The sequence below is a fragment of the Variovorax flavidus genome (genome assembly GCF_030317145.1).
GTDB lineage: Bacteria > Pseudomonadota > Gammaproteobacteria > Burkholderiales > Burkholderiaceae_C > Variovorax > Variovorax flavidus.
Genome location: NZ_JASZYE010000002.1, coordinates 892,022 through 918,425, shown reverse-complemented (window position 1 = coordinate 918,425; position 26,404 = coordinate 892,022). Strand labels below are relative to the sequence as shown.

Genomic DNA, 26,404 nt, shown 5'->3' with positions numbered 1-26,404 from the left:
AGGCGTCGCGTCCATGGCGGTCTCTTACTTGATGTAGCTGGTGTCGAAGGTGACGGCCAGGTCGTCGGGCACCTTGCGGATCACGCCGGCTTCCAGCAGGATGGCTTGAGCGTCCTTCATGAAGGGCGTGATGTCGTTGGCGAAGAACTTCTGGTTGGCCGCCTTGTCCGACCAGCGCAGGTAGGCCGAGGACTTGGCGAACTGCTCGCCGGTCTGCTTGACGGCGGCACCCATGATCTCGTTGGACTTGGCCGGATCGGTCTTGATCATCTCGACGGCTTCGAAGTACGAATTGGCCAGCGCCTGCGCGGCCTTGGCGTTGGTCTTGAGCCAGGTCGGCGCGCAGCCGACCGTGTCCATCACCATCGGGTAGTCGAGCGTGGTCGCGAGGATCTTGCCGGCGGTCGGGTTGGCGCGCACCGTCGAGAGGTAAGGCTCGTAGGTCATCGCGGCGTCGTTCTGGCCGGAGACGAAGGCCTGGGCGGCGGGCTGGGGTTCGAGCGAGACCAGCTTGACGTCCTTCATGGTCATGCCGTTCTTGTTGAGCATCCAGGCGAGGCCGAAGTAGGGCGCAGTGCCCGGCGCGCTGACGCCGATCGCCTTGCCCTTGAGGTCGGCGAAGCTCTTGACGTCGTTGCGCACGGCCAGGCCGTCGGCGCCGTAGGACTTGTCCATCTGGAAGATCTGCACGATCGGCACGCCGTTGGCGTTCCATGCGACGTGCGTCTCGACCGTGGTCGCGGCGCACTGGATGGCGCCCGAGGCCAGCGCGAGGTGGCGGTCCTTCTGCGGAATCATGCGCAGTTCGACGTCCAGGCCGTTCTTCTTGAAGATGCCGGCCTTGTCGGCCAGCGTGAGCGGCGCGAAGCCGGTCCAGCCGGACATGCCGAGGGTGATCTTGGTTTCATCGGCATGGGCGCTCGCCGCCATGCCCGCGATGCACGCACCTGCCGCCACCAGCGAGGCGATTTTTCCGACCGTCATGACCATCAAGGTTCTCCTGTTGCGTTTCAAAAAGTTCGGCTCGCCGGGCCCGCGAACGGGCGGATGCCAGCAGGGAAGCCGAGTTTCATTCGCTGTGATGCACCTGTATATACAGGTTAACCCGAAACTACCCATGGGATCAAGTACCGCTTTGCACTTGCGCAGTGCGTGGAAGCGGTTTCATGCACCAAAAGCTGTCTAGACAGGAAATCAAAGCAGCGAATGGCGGTGAAGATCGCAAGCGGCGTGCCAAGGCGGCCGGGCTCTATCCGAAGCAGATTCAGGCCGCGGCCTTCGGGGCTACTTCTTCTTGCGCGCGAAGTCGAGATTGCATCGCTCCTCCGGCATGTCGTCCGCATCGCATGTGAGCGGAATTCGGTTGTCGGCGGCGCGTTGCCATTCCAGATCGTCGCGCTTTTCGTATGCCTCTACGCTTGGAAAGCCGCGCATGCCCCATCGCCCGGCTCCGAACCTGTAGACCTCAACGACCTCGATGAGGCACGCCTTGCTACGCTTCTTGAGGCGATACGCGGCGTATGGCTCGTCGCCGCCCAGTCTGCTATCAATCACCTCGTAGGGGCTAGGCTTGCAAACGATATTCGGCGAATTCCATTCAATGGTCTTGCTTCGAATGGAAAGAGCGCCCTGACAGACTCGACCCCAGCTGCGATACACACCATCGCAAGGCGCATCTGCCATGGCCGGTGTCGCTTGCGAACCCAGGGCGAACGCCGACGCGACCGTTGCCGCGATCCGTATGGCATTCATCATTGGGCCCGACTCCTGATCACATTGAACGAATACTCCAGCTTGCTTGCATAGTTGGGATCGCCGTTGCCGTTGTAGCGAAGCGCAATCGTGGTGTAGTCGAAGGATCTCCATCCGGTGATGACCTTCTGGACCGTAGCCTTCTGGCATTTCAAGACCTGTCCAGGGTTCACAGCTCTCACAGCCGGGTTGAGCTTCATCAGGATTTCGCTTGTGCTGCCACACCTCCGTGCGACCCGCTCCAGGCCGTGGTCGCCTGGGCCTACGGTCACCTCGAAGATCCTGTGGTCTCTATCGGGAATCGATGCGAAGCCGTACTCGGCCATTCGCATGAGCATGTAGCCCACACCAGCCCTGATGTTCTCGCGCGGGACGGTTTGCACCTCTCGCCCGACCAGGCTATACGGGACAACGAGTTCGCTTCCTTCGCGACGACTCAGCAACGCGGGCAGTCCCTTGTCACCCAACACGCCTATTCGGATCGGCCGGACGTTCCATTCCCTGTGTCCCGCTCCAGTCTCGGTCCAGATCATCGCCTTCACCAATTGCCAGTTCAGCTCCCTGTATCCCGGTGTCTTCCGAAGATGCCAGTTGTAGTCCCGGACCGTCTCGCGAATCAGCTTGTCGTACCCGTCCCAATCTGCATCGGCCTTGTCGATGCCATCCTTCCACTTTTCAAAACCGGAGCGCGTCTCTGTCGCCATGTCTGCCTGCCCTATCGATGATGTGTGACCTCACAAGGCTAGCGAAGCTGCAGGACAGACGGGGTATGGGTCGGCGCGCGAAATGTCCCTCGGATCGGGCGAATGTTCTTTTCAACCAACTCGTCAGGGCGTGGCATTCGAGTCGGTCGAAGGGTTGAGGCGGAGAGGCCGCCCCAGTGCGGGTTATCGCGGATTCGTCGGCCCGCCTGCCGGTTAAAGATCGCGTTCCTTCCACAGGAGACACGACATGACCCAGGCCCTTGGCGTGAAGCGGTATCTGCATCGTGCGGCGGCGTTGTCCGCGGTAGGCATGGCCGGCATTCTTTGTGCCACCGGTGCGCAGGCACAGGAGACCTTCAAGATCGGCATCGTGAGCTTCCTGTCCGGCCAGGCGGCGGAGAGCTTCGGCATTCCGGCGGTCAATGGCGCGAAGGTCCTGGTGGATGCCTTCAACAAGGGCGCTGCACCGGCGCCCTACAACAAGACCGGTTTCGGCGGCATGAAGATCGAGGCGGTGTACGTCGACGAGAACGGCGGCGCCACCAAGCAGGTGCAGGAGCTTCGCAACCTCTACGATCGCGAGAAGGTCGATGCGGTGGTCGGCTACGTTGGTTCCGGCGACTGCCTCGCCGTGGCGCCGGCGGCCGAGGAGATGAAGAGGTTCCTCGTGCTCTACGACTGCGGCACACCGCGCATCTTCGAGGACAACAAGCTCGAGTACGTGTTCCGCACTGCCTCGCACGGGGCGATGGACAACGTCGCGCTGGCGCGTTATCTCAAGGCGCGCAACGTGAAGGCCGACTCCTTCAACCTGATCAACCAGGACTACGCCTGGGGCCAGGACTCGAAGAAGGACTTCACCCTGTCGATGGAGAAGCTCTATCCGAACGCCAAGGTGGGCGAGGACCAGTTGCCGAAATTCGGCGCAGGCCAGTACGGCACCGAGATTTCGGCGCTGATGGCCAAGCCGGCCGACGTCACGCATTCCAGCCTGTGGGGTGGCGATCTGCAGGCCTTCATCCTGCAGGCGGGTCCGCGCGGGCTCTTCAAGCGCACGCAGGTGGTGCTGTCAGCGGCCGACCACGTGCTGCCCGGCCTGGGCGAGAAGATGCCCGACGGCACCATCCTCGGGGCGCGCGGCGCCTACGGGCTGATGTCGCCGAAGTCGGCGCTCAACGACTGGTGGTGGGATCTGTATTCCAAGGCCTACAACGTCTACCCGGTGCAGGCGCCCTACCGCATGGCGCAGTCGCTGCTGGGCCTGAAGCTCGCGGCCGAGAAGGCGATGGCGGCCAACGGCGGCAAGAAGCCCACCTCCGAGCAGCTCGCCGCCGCGCTCAAGGGGCTGGAGTGGGATTCGCCCGCGGGCCGCATCCGCATGGTGCTGGGCGACGGCCACCAGGCCGTGCAGGAGACCGCGATCGGCAAGACGCGCTACGACGCGGCCAAGAAGATGGTGGTGCTGGAAGACATCCAGCGCTTTCCGGCCGAGTGCGTGAATCCGCCGGCCAACATGAAATCCGAGGAGTGGATCAAGGCCGGCTTTCCCGGCGCCAAGGGCTGCCCCTGACACGCGGCGCCTGACGTGCACACCGCCGCCACGATCCTGATCGACGGCCTGACCTACGCGTCATGGCTGTTCATCGTCGCACTGGGGCTCACGCTGGTGTTCGGCGTGCTCAAGATCCTCAACATCGCGCACGGCAGCTTCTATGCGGTGGGCGCCTATGCGGCGGCCAGCTTCGTCGGCTGGGGCGCGAGCCTGAAATGGGCTCCCGCGCTGTCACTGGTGGCGATGCTGCTGGCGGCCGTGGCCGTGGCCGTGGTGCTGGCGCCGCTCACCGAGCGCGGGCTGCTGCGCTTCTTCTATGGGCGCGACGAGGTGCTCCTGGTGCTGGTCACCTACGCGATGTTCCTGATCATGGAAGACCTGACCAAGCTGATCTGGGGCGCCAATCCGTACTATGTGTCGGAGCCCTACGGCCTGTTCGGCAACCTCGACCTGGGCGTGCAGAGCTGGGTGGGCTACGACTTCGCGCTGGTGGCGCTGGCCGTGGTGGTCGGCGTGGCGGTGTGGTGGGGGCTGAACCGCACGCGGCAGGGCAAGATCATGCTGGCGGTGATCCACAGCGCGGAGGTCGCGTCGAGCATGGGCGTGAACGTGTCACGCGTCTACATGCTGGCTTTCACGGTCGGCATCTTCCTCGCGGCGCTGGGCGGGGCCTTCACCGCGCCGATGATCTCGGTGCAACCGGGGGTGTCGGTGGGCGTGATCATCGTGTCCTTCGCGGTGGTCATCATCGGCGGGCTGGGCAGCATCGAGGGCGCCGCGGTCGGCGCGCTGATCGTCGGGCTGGCCCGGTCCTTCGCGGTGCACGTGGTGCCGGTGGCCGAGTTGTTCTCCATCTACATCGTGATGGCCGTGGTGCTGATGTTCCGGCCCGAGGGGTTGTTCCAGCGCACGCAGGCGCGGAGGATCTGAGGCCGTGGCAGCGATTCCGAATCCGTCCGCCATTGCGCCGTTGCGCCGCGCCTCGGCGGGCGGCTGGCGCGGCGCGGCGCTCGGCGTCGGGGCCTTTGCCGTACTGGCCGTCGCGGGGTGGTTCAGCCCGCGCTGGCTGACCTTCCTCGTCACCATGTCGGCGGCCAATGGACTTGTCTCGCTGGGCATCGTCTGCCTGATGCGCGGCGGCGTGGTGCCCTTCGGCCAGGGCATGCTCTTCGCGGCCGGCGGCTACACGGCGGCGTTGGCCTACAACAAGCTCGGGTTCACCGACGCACTCGGGTTGGCGCTGGCCGGCGGCATCGCCGCGGTGCTCATCGCCGCCCCCTTTGCGCCGCTTCTGTCGCGCTACCGCGGCATCTTCTTCGCGATGCTGACATTGGCCCTGTCGATGGTGACCTACGGCCTGCTGATGAAGCTGGACGCACTGGGCGGCTCCGATGGCTTCAACATGGGCCGCCCCACTCTGCTGGGCCAGAAGCTGCCCGATGCGCGCGTGGGCTACATCCTCTATCTCGTGACCATCGGCATCGCCACCGCGATGGCGCTGCTGGCGCGCGTCTACTTCGACAGCACACGCGGACTCGTGACGCTCGCCGTGCGCGAAAACGAGTTGCGCGTCGAGTACCTGGGCGGCTCGGTGCGGCAGGCGATGACCATCAACTTCATCCTCGCGGCCTTCTGCGGCGGGCTGGGCGGTGCGCTGGCCGTGATGTCGCTGGGACACGTCGAGCCCAACTTCAGCTTCTGGACCACCTCGGGCGAATTCGTCTTCGTCGCCATCCTGGCCGGCTGGCAGAGCGTGGCCGCGGTGTTCCTGGCGAGCACGGTGCTCGAAGTGGTGCGCTCCTTCTCCAGCGCCTACTTTCCCAACACCTGGCAGCTCGCGCTGGGGCTGTTCCTGCTGTTCGTGATCCGCTTCCTGCCGAAGGGTCTGGGCTCGCTGTGGATGAAGGGCAACTCATGAGCGCGTTGCTGGAAGCGCATGGCGTCAGCAAGCGATTCGGCGCAGTGGTGGCTGCGGCGGACATCCGCATCGCCATCGCCGCGGGCGAGCGCGTGAGCCTGATCGGCAGCAACGGCGCCGGCAAGACCACCTTCGTCAACATGATCACCGGCTACCTGAAGCCCGACGAGGGACGCATCGTGCTCGACGGCCAGGACGTCACGGCGCTGGCGCCGCGCGCGATCACGCGGCTGGGCGTGGCGCGCTCCTTCCAGATCCCGCAGCTCTACGCCGACCTCACGGCGCTGGACAACATGCTCGTCGCCAATGCCTGCCACGACCAGCGCCTGAGCTTCTGGCAGCCGGCACGGCGCAGCGAGGCGCTCGACCGCGCCGATGCGCTGCTGGAGCGCTTCCGGCTCGTGGAGCACCGGCAGCGCCGTGTCGCCGAGCTGCCCGGCGGTGTGCGCAAGCTGCTGGACATCGCGATGGCGCTGACCGCTGCGCCCAAGCTGCTGCTGCTCGACGAGCCCACGAGCGGCGTGTCGGCCGAAGAGAAGTTCCCGATGATGGAAACCATCATGGCGGCGCTCGGGCAGGAGGCGATGACGGTGCTCTTCGTCGAGCACGACATGGACATCGTCGAGCGCTATGCCAGCCGCGTGGTGGCCTTCTACAGCGGGCGCATCATCGCGGACGACACGCCGGAGGTGGCGCTCGCCACCGACGACGTGCGCCGCTATGTCACCGGCGAAATACTGCAGGAGTAGGCAAGCGATGCTGCAGATCGAATCCTTGCATGTCTCGATCCAGTCGGTCGAAGCCCTGCGCGGGCTGTCGCTTTCGGTCGGCAGGGGCCGCATGGTCGGGCTGGTCGGGCGCAACGGCGCGGGCAAGACGACGCTGATGCGCGCCGTGATGGGTCATCTCAAGCCCGCGCGCGGCCGCATCCTCTTTCACGGCCGCGACCTGACGGAACTTCCGCCCCACGCGCGCGCCGCGCTCGGCATCGGCTACATGCCGGAGGACCGCGGGCTGGTGCCCGAACTCACGGTGGAAGAGAACATCCTGGTGCCGGTGTGGGTCAACAAGGCCCTGGTCGAATCCGAGCGGCTGGCGCTGGTGTACCGCGTGCTGCCGGAGCTGCTGGAGATGCGGACGCGCCGCGCGCTGCTGCTGTCCGGCGGCCAGCAGAAGCTGGTGGCGCTGGCCCGCGCGCTCGCGGTCGGCACGCGCCTTCTGCTGCTCGACGAGCCTTTCGAGGGTGTGGCGCCGGTGCTTTCCAAGCGGCTGGGTGAAGTGATCGCCGGACTGAAGGGCAGCGAAATTTCCGTGCTGATGGCCCAGAGCGACCTCAACCACTCGCGGCGCATCGTCGACAGCGAAGTCGTCATCGAGCGGGGCGCCAACCTGGCGAAGGTGGCGGCATGACCCACTGGCGCGACTTCCCGGTGCCGGCGATGCGGCATGAGGCGCTGTACGGCGACCGCATCGTGCGTTGCTTCGCCGAGCGACCGGCCAGCCTGCATGCGATGTTCGAGCGCGCACGCGCCATGCGACCGCAGCACGACGCGATGGTCTTCGAGGGCCGCCGATGGAGCTATGCCGAGACAGGCGACGCGGCCGACCGCCTGGCGGCAGCCTTCGCGGCACAAGGCATCGAGGCCGGCGAGCGGGTGCTGATGCTCATGGGCAACCGCCCGGAATTCCTGCTGGTGCTGCTGGCCCTGCAGCGGCTGGGCGCGATCACGGTGCCGGTGGGCGTTCGCGAGCAGCGGCCCGGCCTGGCCTACATTGCCGTCCAGTGCGGCGCGAAGGCCATTGCCTTCGATGACGAACTCGGCGAACGGCTGCCCGATGCTGTCGAGGCGCCGGCACTGACCTTGCGCCTTGCTGCATCGGGCCTGGCGGCGCTGGCCGCATCCGCGCCAACGCCACCGCCCGCGCCGGCAACGCGCGAGACCGACGTCGCGGTGATCCTCTACACCTCCGGCACCACGGGCCATCCCAAGGGCGCCCTCCTCACACACTTGTCGATCGCGCACTCCGCGCTGCATTTCCAGTCGTGCATGGGCCTGCGGGCCGACGACCGCTCGGCGCTGGCGGTACCGGCCAGCCACGTGACGGGGCTGATCGCGATCATCGCGTCGATGTGGCAAGTCGGCGGGGCGGTGATCGTCGTGCCCGAGTTCAAGGCCGATGCCTTCGTGCAACTGGTGGCGCGCGAGCGCGTCACACACACGCTGATGGTGCCGGCGATGTACAAGCTGTGCCTGCTGAGCGAGTCCTTCGCCCGCGAGGACCTGTCGAGCTGGCGCATCGGCGGCTTCGGCGGCGCGCCGATGCCGGTCGCGACCATCGACGCGCTTGCTGAGCGCTTGCCCGGCCTCGCGCTGTTGAATGCCTACGGCGCCACCGAGACCACGTCGCCGGTGACGATGATGCCCGCCGGCCAGACGCGCACGCACATCGATTCGGTCGGCGTGGCGCTGCCAGCGGCGCAGATCCGCGTGATGGACGACGAGGGCCGCGAAGTCGCGCCCGGCGAAACCGGCGAACTCTGGATCGGCGGGCCGATGGTGGTGCCCGGCTACTGGGCCAATCCGCAGGCCACGGCCGATTCGTTCACCGCCGGCTTCTGGCACTCGGGCGACCTGGGCTCGGTCGATGCGGAGGGCTTCGTGCGCATCTTCGATCGCAAGAAGGACATGCTCAATCGCGGCGGCTACAAGGTCTACTCTGTCGAGGTGGAGAACGTGCTCATGGCCTGGCCCGGCGTGATCGAGGCGGCGGTCATCGGCAAGCCCTGCCCGGTGCTCGGCGAGCGGGTTCACGCCTTCGTCCATGCGCCCGACATCGACATCGACGACGACGCGCTGCGGAAGCACTGCGCGGAAAGGCTCGCCGACTACAAGGTGCCCGAGAGCGTCACCTGGAGCCCCGAGCCGCTGCCGCGCAACCCCAACGGCAAGGTGCTGAAGCGCTTGCTGCGCGCGAGGATCTGAATTCGGTTGTTCACGGCTTTGCTTGATCAGGGAGTGGTTTTCACACCTACCAGGAGAAGAGCATGAAGCGGATACGGATGGGATTGATCGGCGCGGCAGCGCTGGGCTTGGGTTTCGCAGCCATGGCGCAGACGAACTGGTACCCCAGCAAATGGGGCCCGAACGACGAGATCGGCGCCGCCAACTACATGACACCGGCCACGGCCTTGCAGGCCGCGAAACTCATCAAGACGGGCAAGGTCTACTCGCTCGGCATCACGGTGAGCACGACGACGCCGGCCTTCCCGCCGCGCACCTGCTCCATCTACATCGTGCAGCCCGGCCAGACCGGCACCGCGGATGGACTGGGCCCCACGCACACCACCTACAACGACGACATCCTCAACTGCTGGACCGGCATCGGTACGCAACTCGACGGCCTGGGCCACATCGGCGTCGGCGACCGCTACTACAACGGCGCCAAGTGGGGCGAGTTCGCGACCATCGGCGGCCTGAAGAAGCTGGGCATCGAGAAGATCCCGCCCATGGTGGCGCGCGGCGTGATGCTCGACATGGCGGCGCACTACGGCGTCGAAGTGGTCAAGGAAGGCACGGCGTTCAACCAGGCCGAGATCGACGCAGTCGCGAAGAAGCAGGGCCTGGAGATCCGGCAGGGCGACGTGGTGATCTTCCACACCGGCTGGCTCAGCCTGATCGACAAGGACCCCAAGCGCTTCGGCTCGGTGGAACCGGGCATCGGCCGCGAAGGCGCGCGCTACCTGGTGTCGAAGGGCGTGGTCGCGGTCGGCGCGGACACTTGGGCCGTGGAGGTCATTCCATTCGAGAAGGACGGCGACAAGGAAGGCGGCATCTTCGGCGTGCACCAGATCCTGTTGCCAATGGGTGGCACCTACATCCTGGAGAACATCAACACCGCCGAACTCGCCAAGGACAAGGCCTACGAGTTCATGTTCGTGCTCGGCCAGAACAAGTACCAGGGCGCGGTGCAATCGATGATCAATCCGGTGGCGATCCGCTGATCCGGCGCGGCACCGGCGAACTGCGGGCAAGGCTGAGACAATCGGTGCCGCGCGGTCCGGGAGGACGCGTGCTGTTCGGAGCCCACCCGGGCTTCAATCCCCGCGCCGTGCGGGCGCGAGCAGCTATCAGAACCATAGCATCTTGTCTGCCTTGCCACTCACAGCTTCCTCGCCCGAGCCCCTGCAGATCCTTCAGGAGGTGTTCGGCTATGCGGCCTTCCGCGGTCCGCAGGCGCCGATCGTCGATCACGTCACAGCCGGCGGCGATGCGCTGGTGCTGATGCCCACGGGCGGTGGCAAGTCGCTGTGCTATCAGATCCCCGCCATCGCGCGCCAGCGTGCGGGCCAGGGCGTGACGGTGGTGGTGTCGCCGCTGATCGCGCTGATGCACGACCAGGTCGGCGCGCTGCACGAAGCCGGCGTGAGCGCGGCCTTCCTCAACTCCACGCTCGACTGGGAGCAGACGCAGGACGTCGAGCGCCGCATGCTGCGGGGCGAGATCACGCTGCTTTACGCCGCGCCCGAGCGCGTGACGACGCCGCGCTTCCTGTCGCAGCTCGACTCGCTCAAGGAGCGCGGCAAGCTGGCGCTCTTTGCGATCGACGAAGCGCATTGCGTGAGCCAGTGGGGGCACGACTTCCGGCCCGAGTACCGCGCGCTGACGGTGCTGCACGAGCGCTATGCCGGCGTGCCTCGCATCGCGCTCACCGCCACGGCCGATGCGCTGACCCGCGCCGACATCGTCGAGCGGCTGCAGCTCGAAGAGGCGCGCCAGTTCGTCTCCAGCTTCGACCGGCCCAACATCCGCTACGCCATCGTCGAGAAGAAGGAAGCCACGACGCAGCTCCTGCGCTTCATCGAGCGCGAGCATGAAGGCGATGCGGGTGTCGTCTATTGCCAGTCGCGCAAGCGGGTCGAAGACGTGGCGCAGACGCTGTGCGATGCGGGCATCAACGCCCTGCCCTATCACGCGGGGCTGGACGCGGCGCTGCGCCAGAAGCACCAGGATCGCTTCCTGCGCGACGAAGGCATCGTGATGGTCGCGACCATCGCCTTCGGCATGGGCATCGACAAGCCCGACGTGCGCTTCGTCGCGCACCTGGACATGCCGAAGAACATCGAGGGCTATTACCAGGAGACCGGCCGGGCCGGTCGCGACGGCGCGCCCGCCGACGCCTGGATGGCCTACGGCCTGCAGGACGTGGTGAACCAGCGCCGCATGATCGACGAGAGCCCCGCCGGCGAGGAGTTCAAGCAGGTGATGCGCGGCAAGCTCGATGCCTTGCTGTCGCTCGCCGAAGCCAGCGACTGCCGGCGCGTGCGGCTGCTCGGCTACTTCGGCGAGAAAAGCACGCCCTGCGGGAATTGCGACAACTGCCTGAACCCTCCGCAGGTGTGGGACGGCACGGATGCGGCGCGCAAGCTGCTCTCCACCATCTACCGCGTGCAGCAGCAAAGCGGCATCAGCTTCGGCGCCGGCCACATCATGGACATCCTGCGCGGCAAGGAGACCGAGAAGGTCAAGCAGTTCGGGCATGAAAGGGTGAGTACCTTCGGCATCGGCAGCGAGTTCAGCGAGCCCCAGTTGCGCGGCGTGCTGCGCCAGCTGATCGCGACAGGCGCGTTGTCCGTCGATGCGCAGGCCTTCAACACGCTGCAACTCACGGAAGGCTCGCGCGCGGTGCTCAAGGGCGAGACGCCGGTGACGCTGCGCGAATCGGTCTCGTCGCCGGCGGAGCGCAAGCCACGGCGCGAGAAGACGGCGCGCGGTGCGCCTTCGCCCGCCGCGGCATCGCTCGACGCTTCGGGCCAGGCTCGCTTCGCAGCCCTGAAGGCCTGGCGTGGCGAAGTGGCTCGCGAGCACAACCTGCCGGCCTACGTGATCTTCCATGACGCGACGCTGGCCGCCATCGCCGAGCGCGCACCGGCCACGCTGGAAGACCTGCAAGGAATCAGCGGCATCGGCAGCAAGAAGCTGGAAGCCTATGGCGCCGACGTCCTGCGCGTCTGCGCTAGTTTTTGACTCGCCCCCAGGCTTGCCCACTTCGTGTGGCCGCCCACCCCCTGCCGGGGGCAATACCAGCGGACCGGCAAAGCCGGAGCCGCGGTATTTTCTGGAAGGGTCACGCTCGCGGCGGGCGTCTTATGGGCGCGTGATGATGCGGTTCTCTCGCGCCGGCGGCCGGATCAGATACGGCATGTCGCCCGTCTCGGCCTTGGTGCGCCCCGCGTCGGCCTTGCTTGTCCTCTGGACGGGGCAGGCGCCGGTGGCGCGGAAGCTGAGTGCGGCAGCAAGGCGCGCTTCGGCGGGATCGCCCAGCGCATGGCCGAAGTCGTCGGCCACCGCGCAGGTGGGTGCGAAGCCGTCGCCGTAGTCGCCGAAGCCCTGCTGGTTGACGCCCTGGAACTGGATCGCGAAATAGGTGGTGCCGCAATTGTCTTCCGGGAAGAAGCCGTACGGCTTGCCGCAGGTGGTGTCGCCGATCAGGTTGACCGTGACGCCCACGCCTCGCAGGCTGTTGACCACCGACTCGCTGGCGGAACAGGTGTCCCGCCCTGCCAGCACCGTGACGCGCGACAGCCCGAGTTGCGGCAGGGGCTGCCCCGCCGGCGAAGACAGACCGCGCGAGGTCGAACGGAAGGGCATGGTCATCTGCGCTGCCGTGAGACGGAACGGGTTCTTGCTGTTGAACTGCAGTCGCTCGAACACCGTGCCGGTCGTCGCGGCGGGTGAGCCGACCATGTAGGCCAGCTCGCTCGCGATGTCGAGCAGGCCGCCGCCGTTGTAGCGCATGTCGATCACCAGGTCGACGATGTTGTCGCGCTTGAACTGGTTGACGGCTGCGATGAGCAGCGCCTCCGCGGTGGCCGTGTGATCGTTGAAGAGCAGGTAGCCAACGGACCCGCTGGGCGTGGTGAGCGTCGTCGCGTTCTGGACCGGCGTGCGCGTGATGCGCGCGGACATCAGGCTGACGGTGCGCTCGCTGCCATCGGTCGCCCGCAGCCTGAAGCTGTGCGCCTCGCCTTCGCGCGCCGGGACGAGCCCCGCATTGAGCCCGGCCACATCCGCGCCCGCGACGACGTCGATGCCGTCGATGGCGATCACCTTCTCGCCGCGGCCGATCGCCGCCTGCGACGCTGGCGTGCCGGGTTCGGTGTAGGCCACGCGAACGTCGCGCGGCGGCACGGCGCTCAGGAGGGCGAGTTCCATCCCATAGCCGACCTCGATGCCGCCTTGCGAGAAGGCGCGGTAGTCCGCCGTGTCCTGAGTGAAGTGAAAGCGGTCCTTGGGGAGCCCGCTCGCGGTCAGCCTGGGCGTTTTCAGTGCGCCAAAGTAGTCGATGGGCGTTGCGAAGTCGGCGGCCTGCAGGGGCGGCACCTCGTCGAACCACAGGTAGGTTTCATCGATCCATGCGCGGACCCAGCTCTTCTCGGTCGCGACCGAGCCGGGCTGGTCGGGGAACGCGGCACCCGTGTCGGGATCGACGCCGAAGCGCGGTGCGGCGCATTGGCCCGCCGCGCTGGACGACGCAAGCGTCGTCCCTCCGTTCGCCGCCAGGGTCAGCGGCAAGGCCGCACCGCCTCCGCCACCTCCGCCGCATCCGGCGAGCACTGCAACGACCGCCAGCATGGCAACGGCCGCAGCGCTACGCGCCGGGCCCATGGTCCGGTAACCCTTCATTCATTGACTCCCTCGCGCGCGCCGGGTCCGGCGCTGCCGTCGTGTTGGTCTTATTGGACGAAGCCGATGCCGCGGGATTCGCGCACTTCGGGCTTGATCCGGTGTTCGGCGTCCAGCTGGTCGAGAAATTCGCTGGCCGAGAACGAAACCGCAAGGATATCTGTTTGCCGTTTCACGGCGGCGAAGTCACCCGGGCAAAGCTGCGGGAGCTTGGCCAGGCGAAGCTTGATCTCGCTCGTGAGGCGCATCGAATCGCCGTCGAGGGCCTCGGTGACGAACATGCGCTCGCGTTGCTCGCCCGTGAGCGGCATGAACTTGATCTTGAAGGTGAAGCGGCGCAACGCGGCCTGGTCGATGCGGTCGAGCAGGTTGGTGGTGCAGACGAAGATGCCGTCGAAACGCTCCATGCCCTGCAGCATCTCGTTGACCTCGGTGACCTCGTAGGTGCGCTGCGCACCCCGGCGGTCCTGCAGAAAGCTGTCGGCCTCGTCGAGCAGCAGGATCGCCTTCTCGGCCTCCGCTTCCTTGAACATCGCCGCCATGTTCTGCTCGGTCTCGCCGACGTACTTGCTCATCAGGTCGCTCGCCTGCTTGACGATCAGCGGCCGGCCGATGGCCTTGGCGATGTGCTCTGCGAGCGCGGTCTTGCCGGTGCCGGGCGCGCCGTAGAAGCACAGCGTTCCATGGCCCCGCGCCTTGAGCGCCTCGACGATGCGCGGGATCTCGAACCGGGTCTCGACGTTCAGCATCTCGAGGTCGTAGGTGGTGACGCTGCGGCGCGCACCCAGGGTGTCGAGCGTGCCCAGCGCCAGGTCGGCGTTCTTGAGCTGGCGCTCGATCAGGATCTCGACCGAGCTGCCCTCGGTCATCGCCAGCTCGGCGAAGCGCACCGCCGTGCGGATCTGCGCGGGGGTCAGGCCCTTGCGCCCGGCCAGCTTGGCGGTGAAGGCGTCCGAGACCGAAACGCCTTCGAGCGTCTTGCGCACCAGTTGCTCTCGCGCGCCGGGCGGCGGGGACTTCAGTTCGAGGTGGTAGGCGAAACGGCGACGGAATGCCGGATCGATCTGCTCGATGCGGTTGGTGACCCACAACGTCGGCACGGCATTCGATTCGAGGATCTGGTTGACCCAGGCCTTGCCGCTGACGCTGCCGCTGGTCGGCGACGGGACCTGCTCGGCGCGCGCCATGATCTGCGCGGCCTCGGTGCTGATCGGCGGGAAGACGTCTTCCACTTCGTCGAAGAGCAGCGCGGCCTGCTCGCTGCCCTTGAGGAACACCTGCGCGATCTGCAGCGAGCGGTAGCGGTCGCGGCCGGACAGCGAGTTGCCGTCGCGGTCGGCGTATTCGACCTCGAACAGCTCCAGCCCCGCGGCCTGCGCGACGACCTTGGCCAGCTCGGTCTTGCCGGTGCCGGGCGGGCCGTAGAGCAGCACGTTCACGCCAGGCTCCTTCCGTGCCACTGCCGCGCGCAGGAGGGTGACGAGCATCTGCGCATCGTCCTCGACAAAGGAAAAGTCGTGCACCGACAGTGCGCTCTTGGCGGAGGGGCGCGTGAACACGGCCATCAGCTCGTTGCGGTCGCGGTACTCGCGCATCAAGACCGGAGGGAGCTTCTCGCTGACCTTCATGAGGTCGGCGAGGTCGGTGATGTTGTGCTCGGAGATCAGGTTCTCGACCAGGCCGATGCGCTCCAGGCGCGAGCCGGCGCGCAACGCCTCGCCGACCTCGCTGGCGTTGACGCCAGCGACCTCCGCGATCGCCGCGTACGCCTCCGGCGCATTGTTGACCTTGAACTCGACCAGCAGCGAGCGCAGGTCGCGCTGGTAGCGCGCAAGCGTGCCGTAGAGCAGCAGCGCCCGCTCGGCCTTGTTGAGCTGCAGCAGCCCGGCGAGCGCATCGATGTTCTTTTCGACCAGTGTGGACTGCTTGCGCAGCGCATGCGTGAGCCAGTCGCGCGTGACGGACAGCACCGACAGAAGGTCCTTCGGCTGGTCCTTGGCGTATTCATCCAGATAGAAGAACAGCGTGCCTTCTTCGTAAGGGCCGCGCCAGACGCCATGGCGTTCGAGCAGCGTGCGGCCGTCGTAGTCCTCGACACCCTTCCATATCTCGTTGCCGGCACACCGGCGCCCCAGGAACTCGCGCAAGCGCTGCAGCACCGGCAGGGGCCAGACAAGATGGCGCCCGGTCAGCGAAAGCAGTCCGTTGAGGTCGCGGCGCACGTTGAAGCGCGGTCCCTGCTTGGCCGCCAGCGTGAGCACGAAGTGCGAACACATGAGTTCGAGCACCGGTGCTTCCTTGAGTCCGGGCGATGGCAATGCATGGCCGCGGGGAACCGCAGCCAGGACATCGACGCCGGAACGCTTGACCATCGGGAAACCCCCATTGAGCGGAAACTGAATCTGAGCGCGACCATAACGCAGAGTTTTGGCTTGGGGAAGCCTCACGACGGGTAACAGCGCGGAAGTTGCAATTCCGGCCACAATTCCGCCGATGGTTGGAATCGAAGACATTGAACGCGCCGCGCGTCGCCTGCACGGGCAGGTGCTGGACACTCCCTGCGTCGAATCGCGCACGCTCTCGGAAATCGTCGGAGCGCAGGTTTTCCTCAAATTCGAGAACCTGCAGTTCACTGCATCGTTCAAGGAACGCGGCGCATGTAACAAGCTGGTCGATCTCTCGGAGGGCGGCACACGTGGGGTGATCGCCATGTCGGCCGGCAATCATGCGCAGGGCGTGGCGTATCACGCACAGCGCCTGGGGCTGCGCGCGCTGATCGTGATGCCGCGCTTCACGCCGGGCGTGAAGATCGAGCGCACGCGCGGTTTTGGCGCCGAAGTCGTGCTGCACGGCGACACGCTCGATGCCGCACGTGCCCATGCCATGGCCCTGGCGGAACGCGAAGACCTGACTTTCGTCCACCCCTACGACGACGAAGCCATCATCGCCGGCCAGGGCACCGTGGCGCTGGAAATGCTGGACGTGGTGCCTGATCTCGACGCGCTGGTGGTGTCGGTCGGCGGCGGCGGGCTGATCGCCGGCATGGCGATCGCCGCACGCGCCCGCAAGCCCGGCATCGAGATCGTGGGCGTCCAGACGACGCGCTTTCCGGCAATGGTCAACGCCGTACAGGGCACGCACCATCCGCAAGGCTCCAGCACGATCGCCGAAGGCATCGCGGTGGGTACTCCCGGCGTGCTGACGCGCGACATCATCGCCAGCCAGGTCGACGATCTGCTGCTGGTCGACGAGGGCGACATCGAGCAGGCCGTCCTGATGCTGCTGGAAATCGAGAAGACACTGGTCGAAGGCGCCGGCGCCGCCGGACTGGCCGCGCTGATCCGGCATCCGGAGCGTTTCAAGGGCAAGCGGGTCGGTCTCGTGCTGTCGGGCGGCAACATCGATCCGCTGTTGCTGGCCGCCATCATCGAACGCGGCATGGTCCGGGCCGGGCGGCTGGCGCGGGTGCGGGTGAGTGCGCGCGACGTGCCCGGCTCCCTGGCCCATATCACCGCCACCGTGGCCGAAGCAGGCGCCAACATCGACGAGGTGCACCACCAGCGCGCGTTCACCATGCTGGCGGCCCAGAACGTCGACATCGAACTGGTCCTGCAGACGCGCGGCCGCGAGCACCTGTCGGCCGTGCTGGACGCATTGCGCGCGGCCGGTTTCGAGGCCATGGAGCAGCGCTGAGGCGGCACGCGGGGGTCTGGGAACCCCCTAGACCGCGACCGCCGGACCAGTCGGTAAAATGGTTTCAGTCTCGAGAACCCAAGGAACTCCAATGTCCAACCCCACCCCTGTCGAACCCGGCCACGCAGCCGCCGTCGAAAAAGACGCAGTCGAGTCGATCGTTCATCTCATGCCCCTGGTGCTGCCATTGGTCGGCGGGGTGCTGATGCTCCTTCTGGCATCGATCGCGATCTTCGTGGCCTGATCCCGGCCGCCGCGTGGGCACTGGATGCCCTCGCTGCGCCCGAGCGTCACAGGCCAGCCCGGGTCGGCACCGTCGCCGGCCGCTGCTCTCCGGTCCGTACCGGCTGCCATCCAGCCGCTCTCCCGAGACGGAAGCGTTTTTTCCAACGGATCTCGCCGCCAAGGCACGCGAGTCCCGTTCGAAAAGACGATTTTCAACTTAGGAGATAGACGATGAACGCACCGCTGAAGGGTCTTGCCATGCAGGCACCCTCCTACGTCAAGAACGCGAAGCTGATCGCCTGGGTGGCCGATATGGCCGCGCTGTGCAAGCCCGCCAACATCCACTGGTGCGACGGCAGCACCGAAGAGTACGACCGCCTCTGCCAGTTGATGGTCGATGCCGGCACTTTCAAAAAGCTCAATCCGGCCAAGCGGCCCAACTCCTTCCTCGCGACTTCCGATCCGAGCGACGTCGCGCGCGTCGAGGACCGCACCTTCATCTGCTCCGCCAACAAGGAAGACGCCGGCCCCACCAACAACTGGATGGCCCCGGCGGAAATGCGCGCCACGCTTCAGCCGCTGTTCGACGGCTGCATGGCGGGCCGCACGATGTACGTCGTGCCCTTCAGCATGGGCCCGCTCGGCTCGCCGATCGCGCACATCGGCATCGAGTTGTCCGACAGCCCCTATGTGGCCGTCAACATGAAGATCATGACCCGCATGGGCAAGGCCGTGTACGACGTGCTCGGCGTGAACGGCGAGTTCGTGCCCTGCGTCCACACCGTGGGCGCGCCGCTCGAAGCGGGCCAGAAAGACGTGGCCTGGCCCTGCAACAAGACGAAGTACATCGTCCACTACCCCGAGACGCGCGAAATCTGGAGCTACGGCTCGGGCTACGGCGGCAACGCACTGCTCGGCAAGAAGTGCTTCGCGCTGCGCATCGCATCGAACATGGGCCGCGACGAAGGTTGGCTCGCCGAGCACATGCTGATCCTCGGCGTGACCAATCCCCAGGGCAAGAAGTACCACGTGGCCGCCGCCTTCCCGAGCGCCTGCGGCAAGACCAACTTCGCGATGCTGATCCCTCCGGCCGGCTTCGACGGCTGGAAAGTCACGACCATCGGCGACGACATCGCCTGGATCAAGCCCGGCGCCGACGGCAAGCTGCACGCCATCAACCCCGAGGCCGGCTACTTCGGCGTCGCGCCCGGCACCAACATGCAGACCAACCCGAACTGCATGGCCAGCCTCGACCGCGACGTGATCTTCACGAACGTGGCCCTGACCGATGACGGCGACGTCTGGTGGGAAGGCATGGGGGATGCGCCCGCGCACGCCATCGACTGGCAAGGCAAGGACTGGACGCCGGCCATCGCAAGGGAAACCGGCGCCAAGGCCGCGCACCCGAACGCCCGCTTCACCGTCGCTGCCACCAACAACCCGGCGCTCGACGATGCCTGGGACGACCCGAAGGGCGTCGCGATCGACGCTTTCATCTTCGGCGGCCGCCGCTCGACCACCGTGCCGCTGGTGACCGAAGCCCGCAACTGGGTCGAAGGCGTCTACATGGCCGCGACCATGGGCTCCGAAACCACTGCCGCAGCCGCAGGCCAGCAAGGCGTGGTGCGCCGCGATCCGTTCGCGATGCTGCCCTTCGCCGGCTACAACATGAGCGACTATTTCCAGCACTGGCTGGACCTGGGCAAGAAGCTCGAGGCTGCCGGCGCCAAGGTGCCGAAGATCTACACGACCAACTGGTTCCGCAAGGGTGCGGACGGCAAGTTCGTCTGGCCCGGCTACGGCGAGAACATGCGCGTGCTGAAGTGGATGATCGACCGCATCGAGGGCCAAGGCAACGGCAACGACCACGTCTTCGGCGTCAGCCCCCGCTATGAAGACCTGAACTGGACCGGCCTGGATTTCAGCGCCGAGCAGTTCAATACCGTCACCAGCATCGACAAGGCGGCATGGCAGGCCGAACTGAAGCTGCACACGGAACTGTTCGAGCAACTGGCGCACCACCTGCCGAAGGAACTGCCGGCCACCAAGGCGGCCATCGAGCAGCGCCTGAGGGCTTGAGCTCGCCCCCCAGGCTTGCCCACTTCGTGTGGCCGCCTACCCCCCTGCCGGGGGGCAACACCGGCGGACCGGCTGAGCCGGATCCGCGGTGCTTCACCAACGAAAAAGCCCCGCTTGGCGGGGCTTTTTTGTTTGAGCCGTCTGGCTCGGCGGGGTCGGATCAGTAGTACTGGCCGAGGTTCACGCGGCGCATCGCTTCGTGCAGGGTCGGCGTGCGGACGTTGGCGGAACGCTTGGCGACCACTTCGAGGGCTTGCTCCCTGGTGGAGACGGGAGCTGCAACACCTGCCACTTCCTGGCGGCTGCTGATGGCCTGCAGGTCGCGCAGGATGCGCGGGTCGTGCTGGGCATAGGCCATGAACTGCTCGTCGGCGCGCGCTGCGGCGCGGCGGCGGGCGGCGCCACGGGCCGATGCGATCGCGCGGGTCGCCAGTGCGCGGGCCGTGCCGGCGAAGAGCGCGATGGCCACGAATGCCACGCCCCAGAGCACGACCCAGGCGACCAGCAGGCCGCCCTCTTCCGAGGTGGACATCAGGCGGTCGGCGACCACCAGCAGCGACGAGACGATGGCTGCCAGCAGCAACGCGGCCAGGCCACGTGCGCCGTCGAAGCCACGACGGGCGCTGCGGATGCGCTCGATCACTTCCTCGGCGCGAACGACGCCGGGGTGGGTTGCGGGGGTGTCAACGTGTACGAAACTGGTCATGATGCGTTCCTCCTAAAGAACGAAGGGCGGGAGCCGATGGGGTGATATTAGGGGTTACCCTAGTGTTTTGCCACTTTATCTTTCTGATGTTTATCATTCACACCACTGATGGACGTCAACTTTCGCACGCTCGACCTGAACCTGCTTCGCGTCTTCGACGAAGTGATGGCGGAGCGCAACCTGACGCGCGCGGCACGGAATCTGTCGATCACGCAGCCCGCCGTCAGCAATGCGCTGCGGCGGCTGCGCGAGGTTCTGGGTGACGAGCTCGTGCGCCGCTCCGGTGCCGGCGTGGAGCCGACCCCGCGCGCGCTGGCGCTGTGGCCCACCGTCCGGGACGCCCTCAGGCAGTTGCAGCACACCCTGGCCCCCGGCGAATTCGATGCGGGGATCGCCGACACGACCTTCTTGCTCGCCATGGCCGACGCCACCGCCGCCGAACTCATGCCGGGCCTGGTGGGAATCGTCGAGCGGGAAGCCCGCGCCGTCTCGCTTCGCGTGCTGCCACTGACGACACGCGACCCGCGACCCATGCTGGAGAACGAAGAGGTCGACATGGCGATCGGCTACTTTCCCGCCGTGATCGCCAGCCTCGCGGCACGGGGGCAATCCGGCGTGGGCGTGCCCTTCGAAACCCAGCGGCTCTATGTCGGCCAGTACGTCTGCGTGATGCGCCGGGGCCACCCGCTGGCGGCGGAGCCCCTGACGCTCGACGCCTACTGCGCCGCGCGCCACTTGCTGGTGAGCTTTTCGGGCCGTCCCTACGGATTCATCGACCAGACGCTGGGCGCGCTGGGGCGGGAGCGGCGCATCGTGGTCACGGTGAACCAGTTTTTCACGGCCGGCCGGGTGGTGGCGAATTCGGATTTGCTGACCGTCCTGCCGCGGCATTTCGTCCGGGTGACAGGCATCGACGACCAACTGGTCCTGCGCGACCTTCCCTTCGACCAGCCGCTGGTGCACGTGGATGCGGTCTGGCATCGGCGCGCGCAGCACGGGCATTCGCACGAATGGCTGCGGAAGGCGCTGCTGCGTTCGGCTGCCGCGGCCTTTGCCGGCACGCCGGACGAACTGGCGCCGCGGGACGACTGACGAATTGGAGAAGCGTTGCGATCAGCGCACGACGCTCAGCCAGGCGCTGGCGGCGACGCGCAGTTCCTGAGCTTCGTGGGCATCCAGACCGGCACGGCTGCCTGCGCTTTCCATCAGCATCGCTGCCGGGCTGGACGGAGTCATTTCACGGGTCGGACGGAGAAAACGGGCCACTTGGGCGATCAAGCTGAACATGATGGTGCGCGACCTTGGCGCGCTCCTGTGTTGAAGATGATTCAAGATTAAGGGTTTTCCCCAATATTGCAAGGACAACGTTATGCGATCCATGCATGGAACCATCACCTAGACTGCATTCATGAAGCTCCAGCTGCTCTCGGACCTGCACATCGAGGTCCATCCGCATCTCCAGATTGCGCCGGCACCGGGCGTCGATCTGCTGGTGCTCGCCGGTGACATCGGCTCGTACCAGGCCGGCTCCAGCCTGGTCGAGCCCGATTTCGGCCTGGCCCGCTTTTCCCCGCGCCACGGATGGCCGGCGCCGGTGCTGTATGTGCCGGGCAACCATGAATACGACAACGCGGATTTCGACGAGATTCACAGCCGGCTTCGCGAAACCTGCGATGCGCTGGACATCGGATGGCTGGAGCGCGAAACCCGCGTCATCGACGGCGTGCGCTTCATCGGCACCACGCTCTGGGCCGACTTCGACGCGCTGGCGGAGCCGACCGACACCCTGTCCGAAGTCCTCAAGAAGCGCGGCAAGGCCATGCGTGCCGCCAACTTCTATCTGCAAAAGGCGGCCACCCTCCGCAATGGTGAAATCTTCCTCGCAGAAGCCTTGAGGGAGCACTCACTGACGTGTCAGGCTTGGCTCCGCAATGCCTTGGCCGAAGACTTCGACGGCACCACCGTCGCCATCACCCATTTCGCGCCGACCCTGGCGAGCGCCGACCCGCGCTACGGGCTGAGCCCCGGCACGGCAGGCTTCTGCAATTCCCTGGACGAGTTGCTGCCCCAGGCCGACCTCTGGCTGCACGGCCACCTGCACTGCCAGTTCGACTACGTGAAGGACGGCTGCCGCGTGATCGCGAATCCGCTGGGCTACGTCGGCAAGGGCGAGCAGGAAAACTTCCGACCCGACCTGCTGATCGACGTGAGCTGAAAGGCTCTCCCCCAGGCTTGCCCACTTCGTGTGGCCGCCCACCCCCTTCCGGGGGCGACCCCTGCGGCCCGGCAAAGCCGGTTCCGCGGGATCCCTGGGCTCGGCTGCGGGGGGTTCATCCGAGTTGAGCTTCGAGCAGCCGCGCGACGTGAACTGCTTCGCGCTGCGCGCCGTCGGCGATCTGGTGCCGGCAGCTGGTGCCGTCGGCCACGACGATGGCATCCGGGTTCTGGCGCACCGCGGGCAGCAGGCTGGCTTCCGCCATCTGCATCGAGACCTCGTAGTGGGAGGCCTCGTAGCCGAAGCTGCCCGCCATGCCGCAACATGAGCTCTCGATCAGTTCCGGCTTGGCGCCGGGGATCAGCTTGAGCACATCGAGGATCGGGCTGACCGCGCCAAAAGCCTTCTGGTGGCAGTGCCCGTGCAACAGGATCGGCTTGTCGACCGCCTTGAGCTTCAACTCGAAACGCCCCGCCTTCGCCTCGCGCGCAATGAATTCCTCGAACAGCAGCGCCTGGCCGGCGACCGTCTGGGCCTTCGCGCCCAGCCCCATCACCAGTGTCTCGTCGCGCAGCGTCAGCAGGCACGAGGGTTCGAGCCCCACGATCGCGATGCCCGCGGTGGCAAACGGCAGCAGCGCATCGATCAGCGCGCCGGCTTTGGCCTTGGCCTCGTCCACCATGCCATTGGCGAGATAGGTCCGGCCGCAGCAATGGTGGCCACCGTCCTTTTGCACCGTGTGCAGCAGGTAGCCCGCAGCCTTGAGCACGCGCACGGCAGCCAGTGCGTTCTCGCTTTCGAAGGTGCCGTTGAAGGTGTCGACGAAGAGCACCGCGACCTTGCGCCCCACACCCGCGGCGGCGATCGCCTGTTCGCGGCTCGCAAACATCGAAGGATCGCTGGCGCGCCAGAAAGTGTCGCTGCGCCACTCCGGCAGCGAGCGCTTCGCAGAAAGCCCCAGCACCTTTTCCCCGAGCCAGCGCGCACCCGGCACGGTATTGCGCAGATTGAGCAGCCACGCCACGCGGCTGGCCGCATGGGCATAGTCCGGCAGCCGGGCGATCAGCTTGTCCTTGAGCGTGTGCCCGTGCTTCTTCTTGTAGTGCGACAGGAACTCGATCTTCATCTTCGCCATGTCGACGCCCGTCGGGCAATCGCGCTTGCAGCCCTTGCAGCCGACGCACAGATCCATCGTCTCGTGCATGGCCTCGCTCGTGAAAGCGTCGGGCCCCAACTGGCCGGAGACAGCGAGCCGCAGCGTGTTGGCGCGGCCGCGCGTCAGATGCTGCTCGTCGCGCGTCACGCGATAGCTCGGGCACATCGTGCCGGCGTCGAACTTGCGGCAGTGGCCGTTGTTGTTGCACATCTCCACGGCCTTGGCGAAGCCGCCGGTGATGTCGCCGCCGGTGCCCGGCGCGGTGGTCACTTCCGTCACCGGGTCGGCCTGCACGTTCCAGGCGGACCAGTCGAGGACAGGCGTCAGCGGAATGCGCCGGTACGGCTTGGGCGCGGTTTCGGGCGCAAAGCGGAACAGGCTGCTGTCGTCCATCTTCGGCGGATCGATGATCTTGCCGGGGTTGAAGAGGTTGACCGGGTCGAGCTTCTGCTTGATGGAGCGGAAGGCTTCGTTGAGAGCCGGGCCGAATTGCCACTCGATCCATTCGCCGCGGCACAGGCCGTCGCCGTGTTCGCCGCTGAAGGCGCCCTTGTACTTGCGCACCAGCGCGCTCGCCTCCTCGGCGATCGCCCGCATCTTGGCCGCGCCGTCGGTGCGCATGTCCAGGATCGGCCGCACGTGCAACGTGCCCACCGACGCGTGCGCGTACCAGGTGCCCCGGCTGCCGTACTTGGCGAAGACTTCAGTGAGGCCGTCGGTGTAGTCCGCCAGATGCTCCAGCGGCACCGCGCAATCCTCGATGAAGCTCACCGGCTTGCCGTCGCCCTTGAGGCTCATCATGATGTTGAGCCCGGCCTTGCGCACGTCCCACAGGTTCTTCTGCGGAGCGTCGTCGCGCATCTCGACCACGCTGCCCGGCAGGCCGAGTTCGCCCATCAAATCGACCAGGTCCTTGAGCTTCGGCAGCAGCGATGCCTTGTCGCTGCCCGAGAACTCGACCAGCAGGATCGCGGCGGGCCGGCCGATCAACGCGGTCTCGACGGTGGGCTTGAACGCCGGATTGGCAAGGCTCAGCTCGATCATCGTGCGATCGACCAGCTCCACCGCGGTGGGCCCGAGCTTCACGATGTGCTGCGCCGAATCCATGGCGGCACGGAAGGTCGGGAAGTTCACGATGCCCAGCACCTTGGCGCGCGGCAGTTCGGAAAGCTTCAGCGTCAGGCTGCGCGTATAGGCCAGCGTGCCTTCGGCGCCGATCAGCAGGTGGGCGAGGTTGACGCTGCCGTCCGTCGTGTAGGGCTTCTCGTTCTGGTTGTCGAAGATGTCGAGGTTGTAGCCCGCGACGCGGCGCAGCACCTTGGGCCAGTTCGCCTGGATCTGGCTGCGGTGCTGCGCCACCAGTTGCCGCACGTGCAGCGCGATGTCGCTCGCGCGTGCGCCCAGGTTCGACACCGGGCCGAAGTCGACCAGTTCGCCGTCGGACAGCCACGCACTCGCACCGGCCACGTTGTGCACCATGTTGCCGTAGGCGATGGAGCGCGAGCCGCAGGAGTTGTTGCCCGCCATGCCGCCGAGCGTGGCCTGTGCGCTGGTGGACACGTCGACCGGATACCAGAGCCCGTGCGGCTTGAGCTGCGCATTGAGGTGATCGAGCACGATGCCCGGCTCCACCGTGACGGTGCGGCGTTCGAGATCCAGGTCCAGCACGCGCCGGAAATGCTTGCTGTTGTCGATGACCAGCGCCGCGCCCGTGGTCTGGCCGCACTGGCTGGTGCCGCCGCCACGCGCCAGCACCGGCACCTTGAGATCTCGCGCCACGTCGATGGCGGTCGCGATGTCGCGTTCGGTCTTCGGCACCAGCACGCCGACCGGCATGATCTGGTAGATCGACGCATCGGTCGCATAGCGGCCGCGCGACGCGTCGTCGAACAGCACCTCGCCCTGCGTCTCGGCCGCGAGCCGCCTCGCGAGCGCCTCGCAGGTCTCGTTGGGGGGCAGGACGGTACCGGCTGGCTGGAGATGGCTCGCGGGCTCGATGCGCATGGGGTGAGGCTTCAGGACTTGGCCGCGTTGGACCGTGGATAGATTTCGCCGGCGCGCAGCAGCTCCAGCACGGTGTCGCGCTTCCGGTTCAGGTGCTCGATCAGCACCTGACGCATCGCGACGGGATCGCGCGCGCTCAGGGCTTCGATCATTCGTTCGTGCTCCGCGACCGCACCCGCCCACTTGGCTTCGTTCTGGTTGGTGCGAAAGCGCAGCGACTGCACGCGCGCATTGATGGAGCGGTAGGTGCTCGTCAGCACCGGGTTCTTGGCCGCGTCGTTGATGGCGGCGTGGATGCGCGCGTTGACGCGGTAGTAGCCGGAGAGGTCCCGGCGCGCGAAGCACGCCATCATTTCGTAGTGCAGCGCCCGCAACTCGGCCAGCTCCTCGTCGGAGATGCGCTGCGCCGCCAGTTCGCCGGACATGGCTTCGAGCATCGAGAGCAACTCGAAGGTATTGACCACGTCGGCTTCCGTCAGTTTGACGGCCACCGCGCCCCGGTTGGGCAGCAGGTCGACCAGACCCTCCGCCGCCAGCAGCTTGATGGCCTCGCGCAGCGGCGTGCGCGAGACGCGCAACTGCTCGCACAGCTCACGCTCGTTGAGCTTGGCGCCCGGCGCGATCTGGCCTTCGATGAGCATCGTGCGCAGACGCGACGCCACCTGGTCATGCAGCGCGAGACGCGAGATTTCGATCACTTCCGCCATGGGTTCAT

General features: G+C 66.6%; 22 protein-coding genes. 13 read left to right on the top strand and 9 right to left on the bottom strand.

Annotated elements, in window-relative coordinates; genetic code table 11:
• Positions 1-24: 24 nt before the first annotated feature.
• The 3 genes from QTH90_RS14975 to QTH90_RS14965 form a co-directional block, all read right to left on the bottom strand.
• Positions 25-990, bottom strand: a complete 966-nt coding sequence (locus tag QTH90_RS14975; RefSeq protein WP_286665339.1) for an ABC transporter substrate-binding protein — start codon at positions 988-990, stop codon at positions 25-27.
• Positions 991-1,284: 294 nt separating this feature from the next.
• Positions 1,285-1,755 carry a hypothetical protein gene (locus QTH90_RS14970; protein WP_286665338.1) on the bottom strand — a complete coding sequence of 157 codons (471 nt, stop codon included), beginning with the start codon at positions 1,753-1,755 and terminating at the stop codon, positions 1,285-1,287.
• Entirely contained in the window at positions 1,752-2,456 is a 705-nt protein-coding gene (locus QTH90_RS14965) for a LysM peptidoglycan-binding domain-containing protein (protein WP_286665337.1), read from the bottom strand. Before QTH90_RS14965 ends, QTH90_RS14970 begins: the two co-directional genes overlap by 4 nt.
• A gap of 247 nt (positions 2,457-2,703) precedes the next feature.
• Here QTH90_RS14965 and QTH90_RS14960 point away from each other — a divergent pair, with 247 nt between their 5' ends.
• The 8 genes from QTH90_RS14960 (at position 2,704) to recQ (ending at position 11,952) form a co-directional block, all read left to right on the top strand.
• Entirely contained in the window at positions 2,704-4,026 is a 1,323-nt protein-coding gene (locus QTH90_RS14960; RefSeq protein WP_286665336.1) for an ABC transporter substrate-binding protein, read from the top strand.
• A 15-nt stretch (positions 4,027-4,041) separates the two neighbouring features.
• The gene (locus QTH90_RS14955; RefSeq protein WP_286570191.1) at positions 4,042-4,938 is read left to right on the top strand and encodes a branched-chain amino acid ABC transporter permease; all 897 of its coding nucleotides are present in this window, start codon (positions 4,042-4,044) and stop codon (positions 4,936-4,938) included.
• Positions 4,939-4,942: 4 nt separating this feature from the next.
• Positions 4,943-5,926: a branched-chain amino acid ABC transporter permease gene (locus tag QTH90_RS14950; protein ID WP_286665335.1), complete on the top strand. Its 984-nt coding sequence runs from the start codon at positions 4,943-4,945 to the stop codon at positions 5,924-5,926.
• Positions 5,923-6,675 (top strand): ABC transporter ATP-binding protein, encoded by a 753-nt coding sequence (locus tag QTH90_RS14945; RefSeq protein WP_286665334.1) that lies wholly within the window; start codon positions 5,923-5,925, stop codon positions 6,673-6,675. The genes QTH90_RS14950 and QTH90_RS14945 overlap by 4 nt, the downstream gene beginning before the upstream one ends.
• Positions 6,676-6,682: 7 nt before the next feature.
• Positions 6,683-7,336 carry an ABC transporter ATP-binding protein gene (locus tag QTH90_RS14940; RefSeq protein WP_286665333.1) on the top strand — a complete coding sequence of 218 codons (654 nt, stop codon included), beginning with the start codon at positions 6,683-6,685 and terminating at the stop codon, positions 7,334-7,336.
• Positions 7,333-8,910 carry a class I adenylate-forming enzyme family protein gene (locus QTH90_RS14935; RefSeq protein WP_286665332.1) on the top strand — a complete coding sequence of 526 codons (1,578 nt, stop codon included), beginning with the start codon at positions 7,333-7,335 and terminating at the stop codon, positions 8,908-8,910. Before QTH90_RS14940 ends, QTH90_RS14935 begins: the two co-directional genes overlap by 4 nt.
• A gap of 62 nt (positions 8,911-8,972) precedes the next feature.
• Complete coding sequence (locus QTH90_RS14930; protein WP_286665331.1) at positions 8,973-9,929, top strand: cyclase family protein; 957 nt, start codon at positions 8,973-8,975, stop codon at positions 9,927-9,929.
• 151 nt (positions 9,930-10,080) lie between these two features.
• Positions 10,081-11,952, top strand: coding sequence for a DNA helicase RecQ (recQ, locus tag QTH90_RS14925; RefSeq protein ID WP_286665330.1), 1,872 nt, complete (start codon positions 10,081-10,083; stop codon positions 11,950-11,952).
• 120 nt (positions 11,953-12,072) lie between these two features.
• Here the strand turns inward: recQ and QTH90_RS14920 are convergent, their stop codons facing one another.
• The gene (locus QTH90_RS14920; RefSeq protein ID WP_286665329.1) at positions 12,073-13,611 is read right to left on the bottom strand and encodes a S41 family peptidase; all 1,539 of its coding nucleotides are present in this window, start codon (positions 13,609-13,611) and stop codon (positions 12,073-12,075) included.
• 50 nt (positions 13,612-13,661) lie between these two features.
• A complete protein-coding gene (locus QTH90_RS14915) occupies positions 13,662-15,983 on the bottom strand; it encodes an ATP-binding protein (protein WP_286665328.1) in 2,322 nt (773 codons plus the stop codon).
• 121 nt (positions 15,984-16,104) lie between these two features.
• Here QTH90_RS14915 and QTH90_RS14910 point away from each other — a divergent pair, with 121 nt between their 5' ends.
• The 3 genes from QTH90_RS14910 to QTH90_RS14900 all read left to right on the top strand — a co-directional run bounded on the left by QTH90_RS14910 (position 16,105) and on the right by QTH90_RS14900 (position 19,608).
• Entirely contained in the window at positions 16,105-17,304 is a 1,200-nt protein-coding gene (locus QTH90_RS14910) for a threonine ammonia-lyase (protein ID WP_286665327.1), read from the top strand.
• 91 nt (positions 17,305-17,395) lie between these two features.
• Positions 17,396-17,548 carry a hypothetical protein gene (locus tag QTH90_RS14905; protein WP_286665326.1) on the top strand — a complete coding sequence of 51 codons (153 nt, stop codon included), beginning with the start codon at positions 17,396-17,398 and terminating at the stop codon, positions 17,546-17,548.
• Positions 17,549-17,760: 212 nt separating this feature from the next.
• Positions 17,761-19,608, top strand: coding sequence for a phosphoenolpyruvate carboxykinase (GTP) (locus tag QTH90_RS14900; protein ID WP_286665325.1), 1,848 nt, complete (start codon positions 17,761-17,763; stop codon positions 19,606-19,608).
• Positions 19,609-19,768: 160 nt separating this feature from the next.
• Here the strand turns inward: QTH90_RS14900 and QTH90_RS14895 are convergent, their stop codons facing one another.
• Positions 19,769-20,314: a hypothetical protein gene (locus QTH90_RS14895; protein WP_286665324.1), complete on the bottom strand. Its 546-nt coding sequence runs from the start codon at positions 20,312-20,314 to the stop codon at positions 19,769-19,771.
• Positions 20,315-20,422: 108 nt separating this feature from the next.
• On the opposite strand from QTH90_RS14895, the gene QTH90_RS14890 reads away from it, so the two are divergent.
• Positions 20,423-21,406 carry a LysR family transcriptional regulator gene (locus tag QTH90_RS14890; protein WP_286665323.1) on the top strand — a complete coding sequence of 328 codons (984 nt, stop codon included), beginning with the start codon at positions 20,423-20,425 and terminating at the stop codon, positions 21,404-21,406.
• Positions 21,407-21,427: 21 nt separating this feature from the next.
• On the opposite strand, the gene QTH90_RS14885 is transcribed toward QTH90_RS14890, so the two are convergent.
• Positions 21,428-21,601: a hypothetical protein gene (locus tag QTH90_RS14885; protein ID WP_286665322.1), complete on the bottom strand. Its 174-nt coding sequence runs from the start codon at positions 21,599-21,601 to the stop codon at positions 21,428-21,430.
• 121 nt (positions 21,602-21,722) lie between these two features.
• Between QTH90_RS14885 and QTH90_RS14880 the strand changes: the two genes are divergently transcribed.
• On the top strand, positions 21,723-22,529 hold the full coding sequence (locus QTH90_RS14880; protein WP_286665321.1) for a metallophosphoesterase: 807 nt from the start codon (positions 21,723-21,725) through the stop codon (positions 22,527-22,529).
• A gap of 115 nt (positions 22,530-22,644) precedes the next feature.
• Here the strand turns inward: QTH90_RS14880 and QTH90_RS14875 are convergent, their stop codons facing one another.
• A complete protein-coding gene (locus QTH90_RS14875; protein ID WP_286665320.1) occupies positions 22,645-25,689 on the bottom strand; it encodes an FAD-binding and (Fe-S)-binding domain-containing protein in 3,045 nt (1,014 codons plus the stop codon).
• 11 nt (positions 25,690-25,700) lie between these two features.
• Positions 25,701-26,396: a GntR family transcriptional regulator gene (locus QTH90_RS14870; RefSeq protein ID WP_286665319.1), complete on the bottom strand. Its 696-nt coding sequence runs from the start codon at positions 26,394-26,396 to the stop codon at positions 25,701-25,703.
• Positions 26,397-26,404 lie beyond the last annotated feature (8 nt).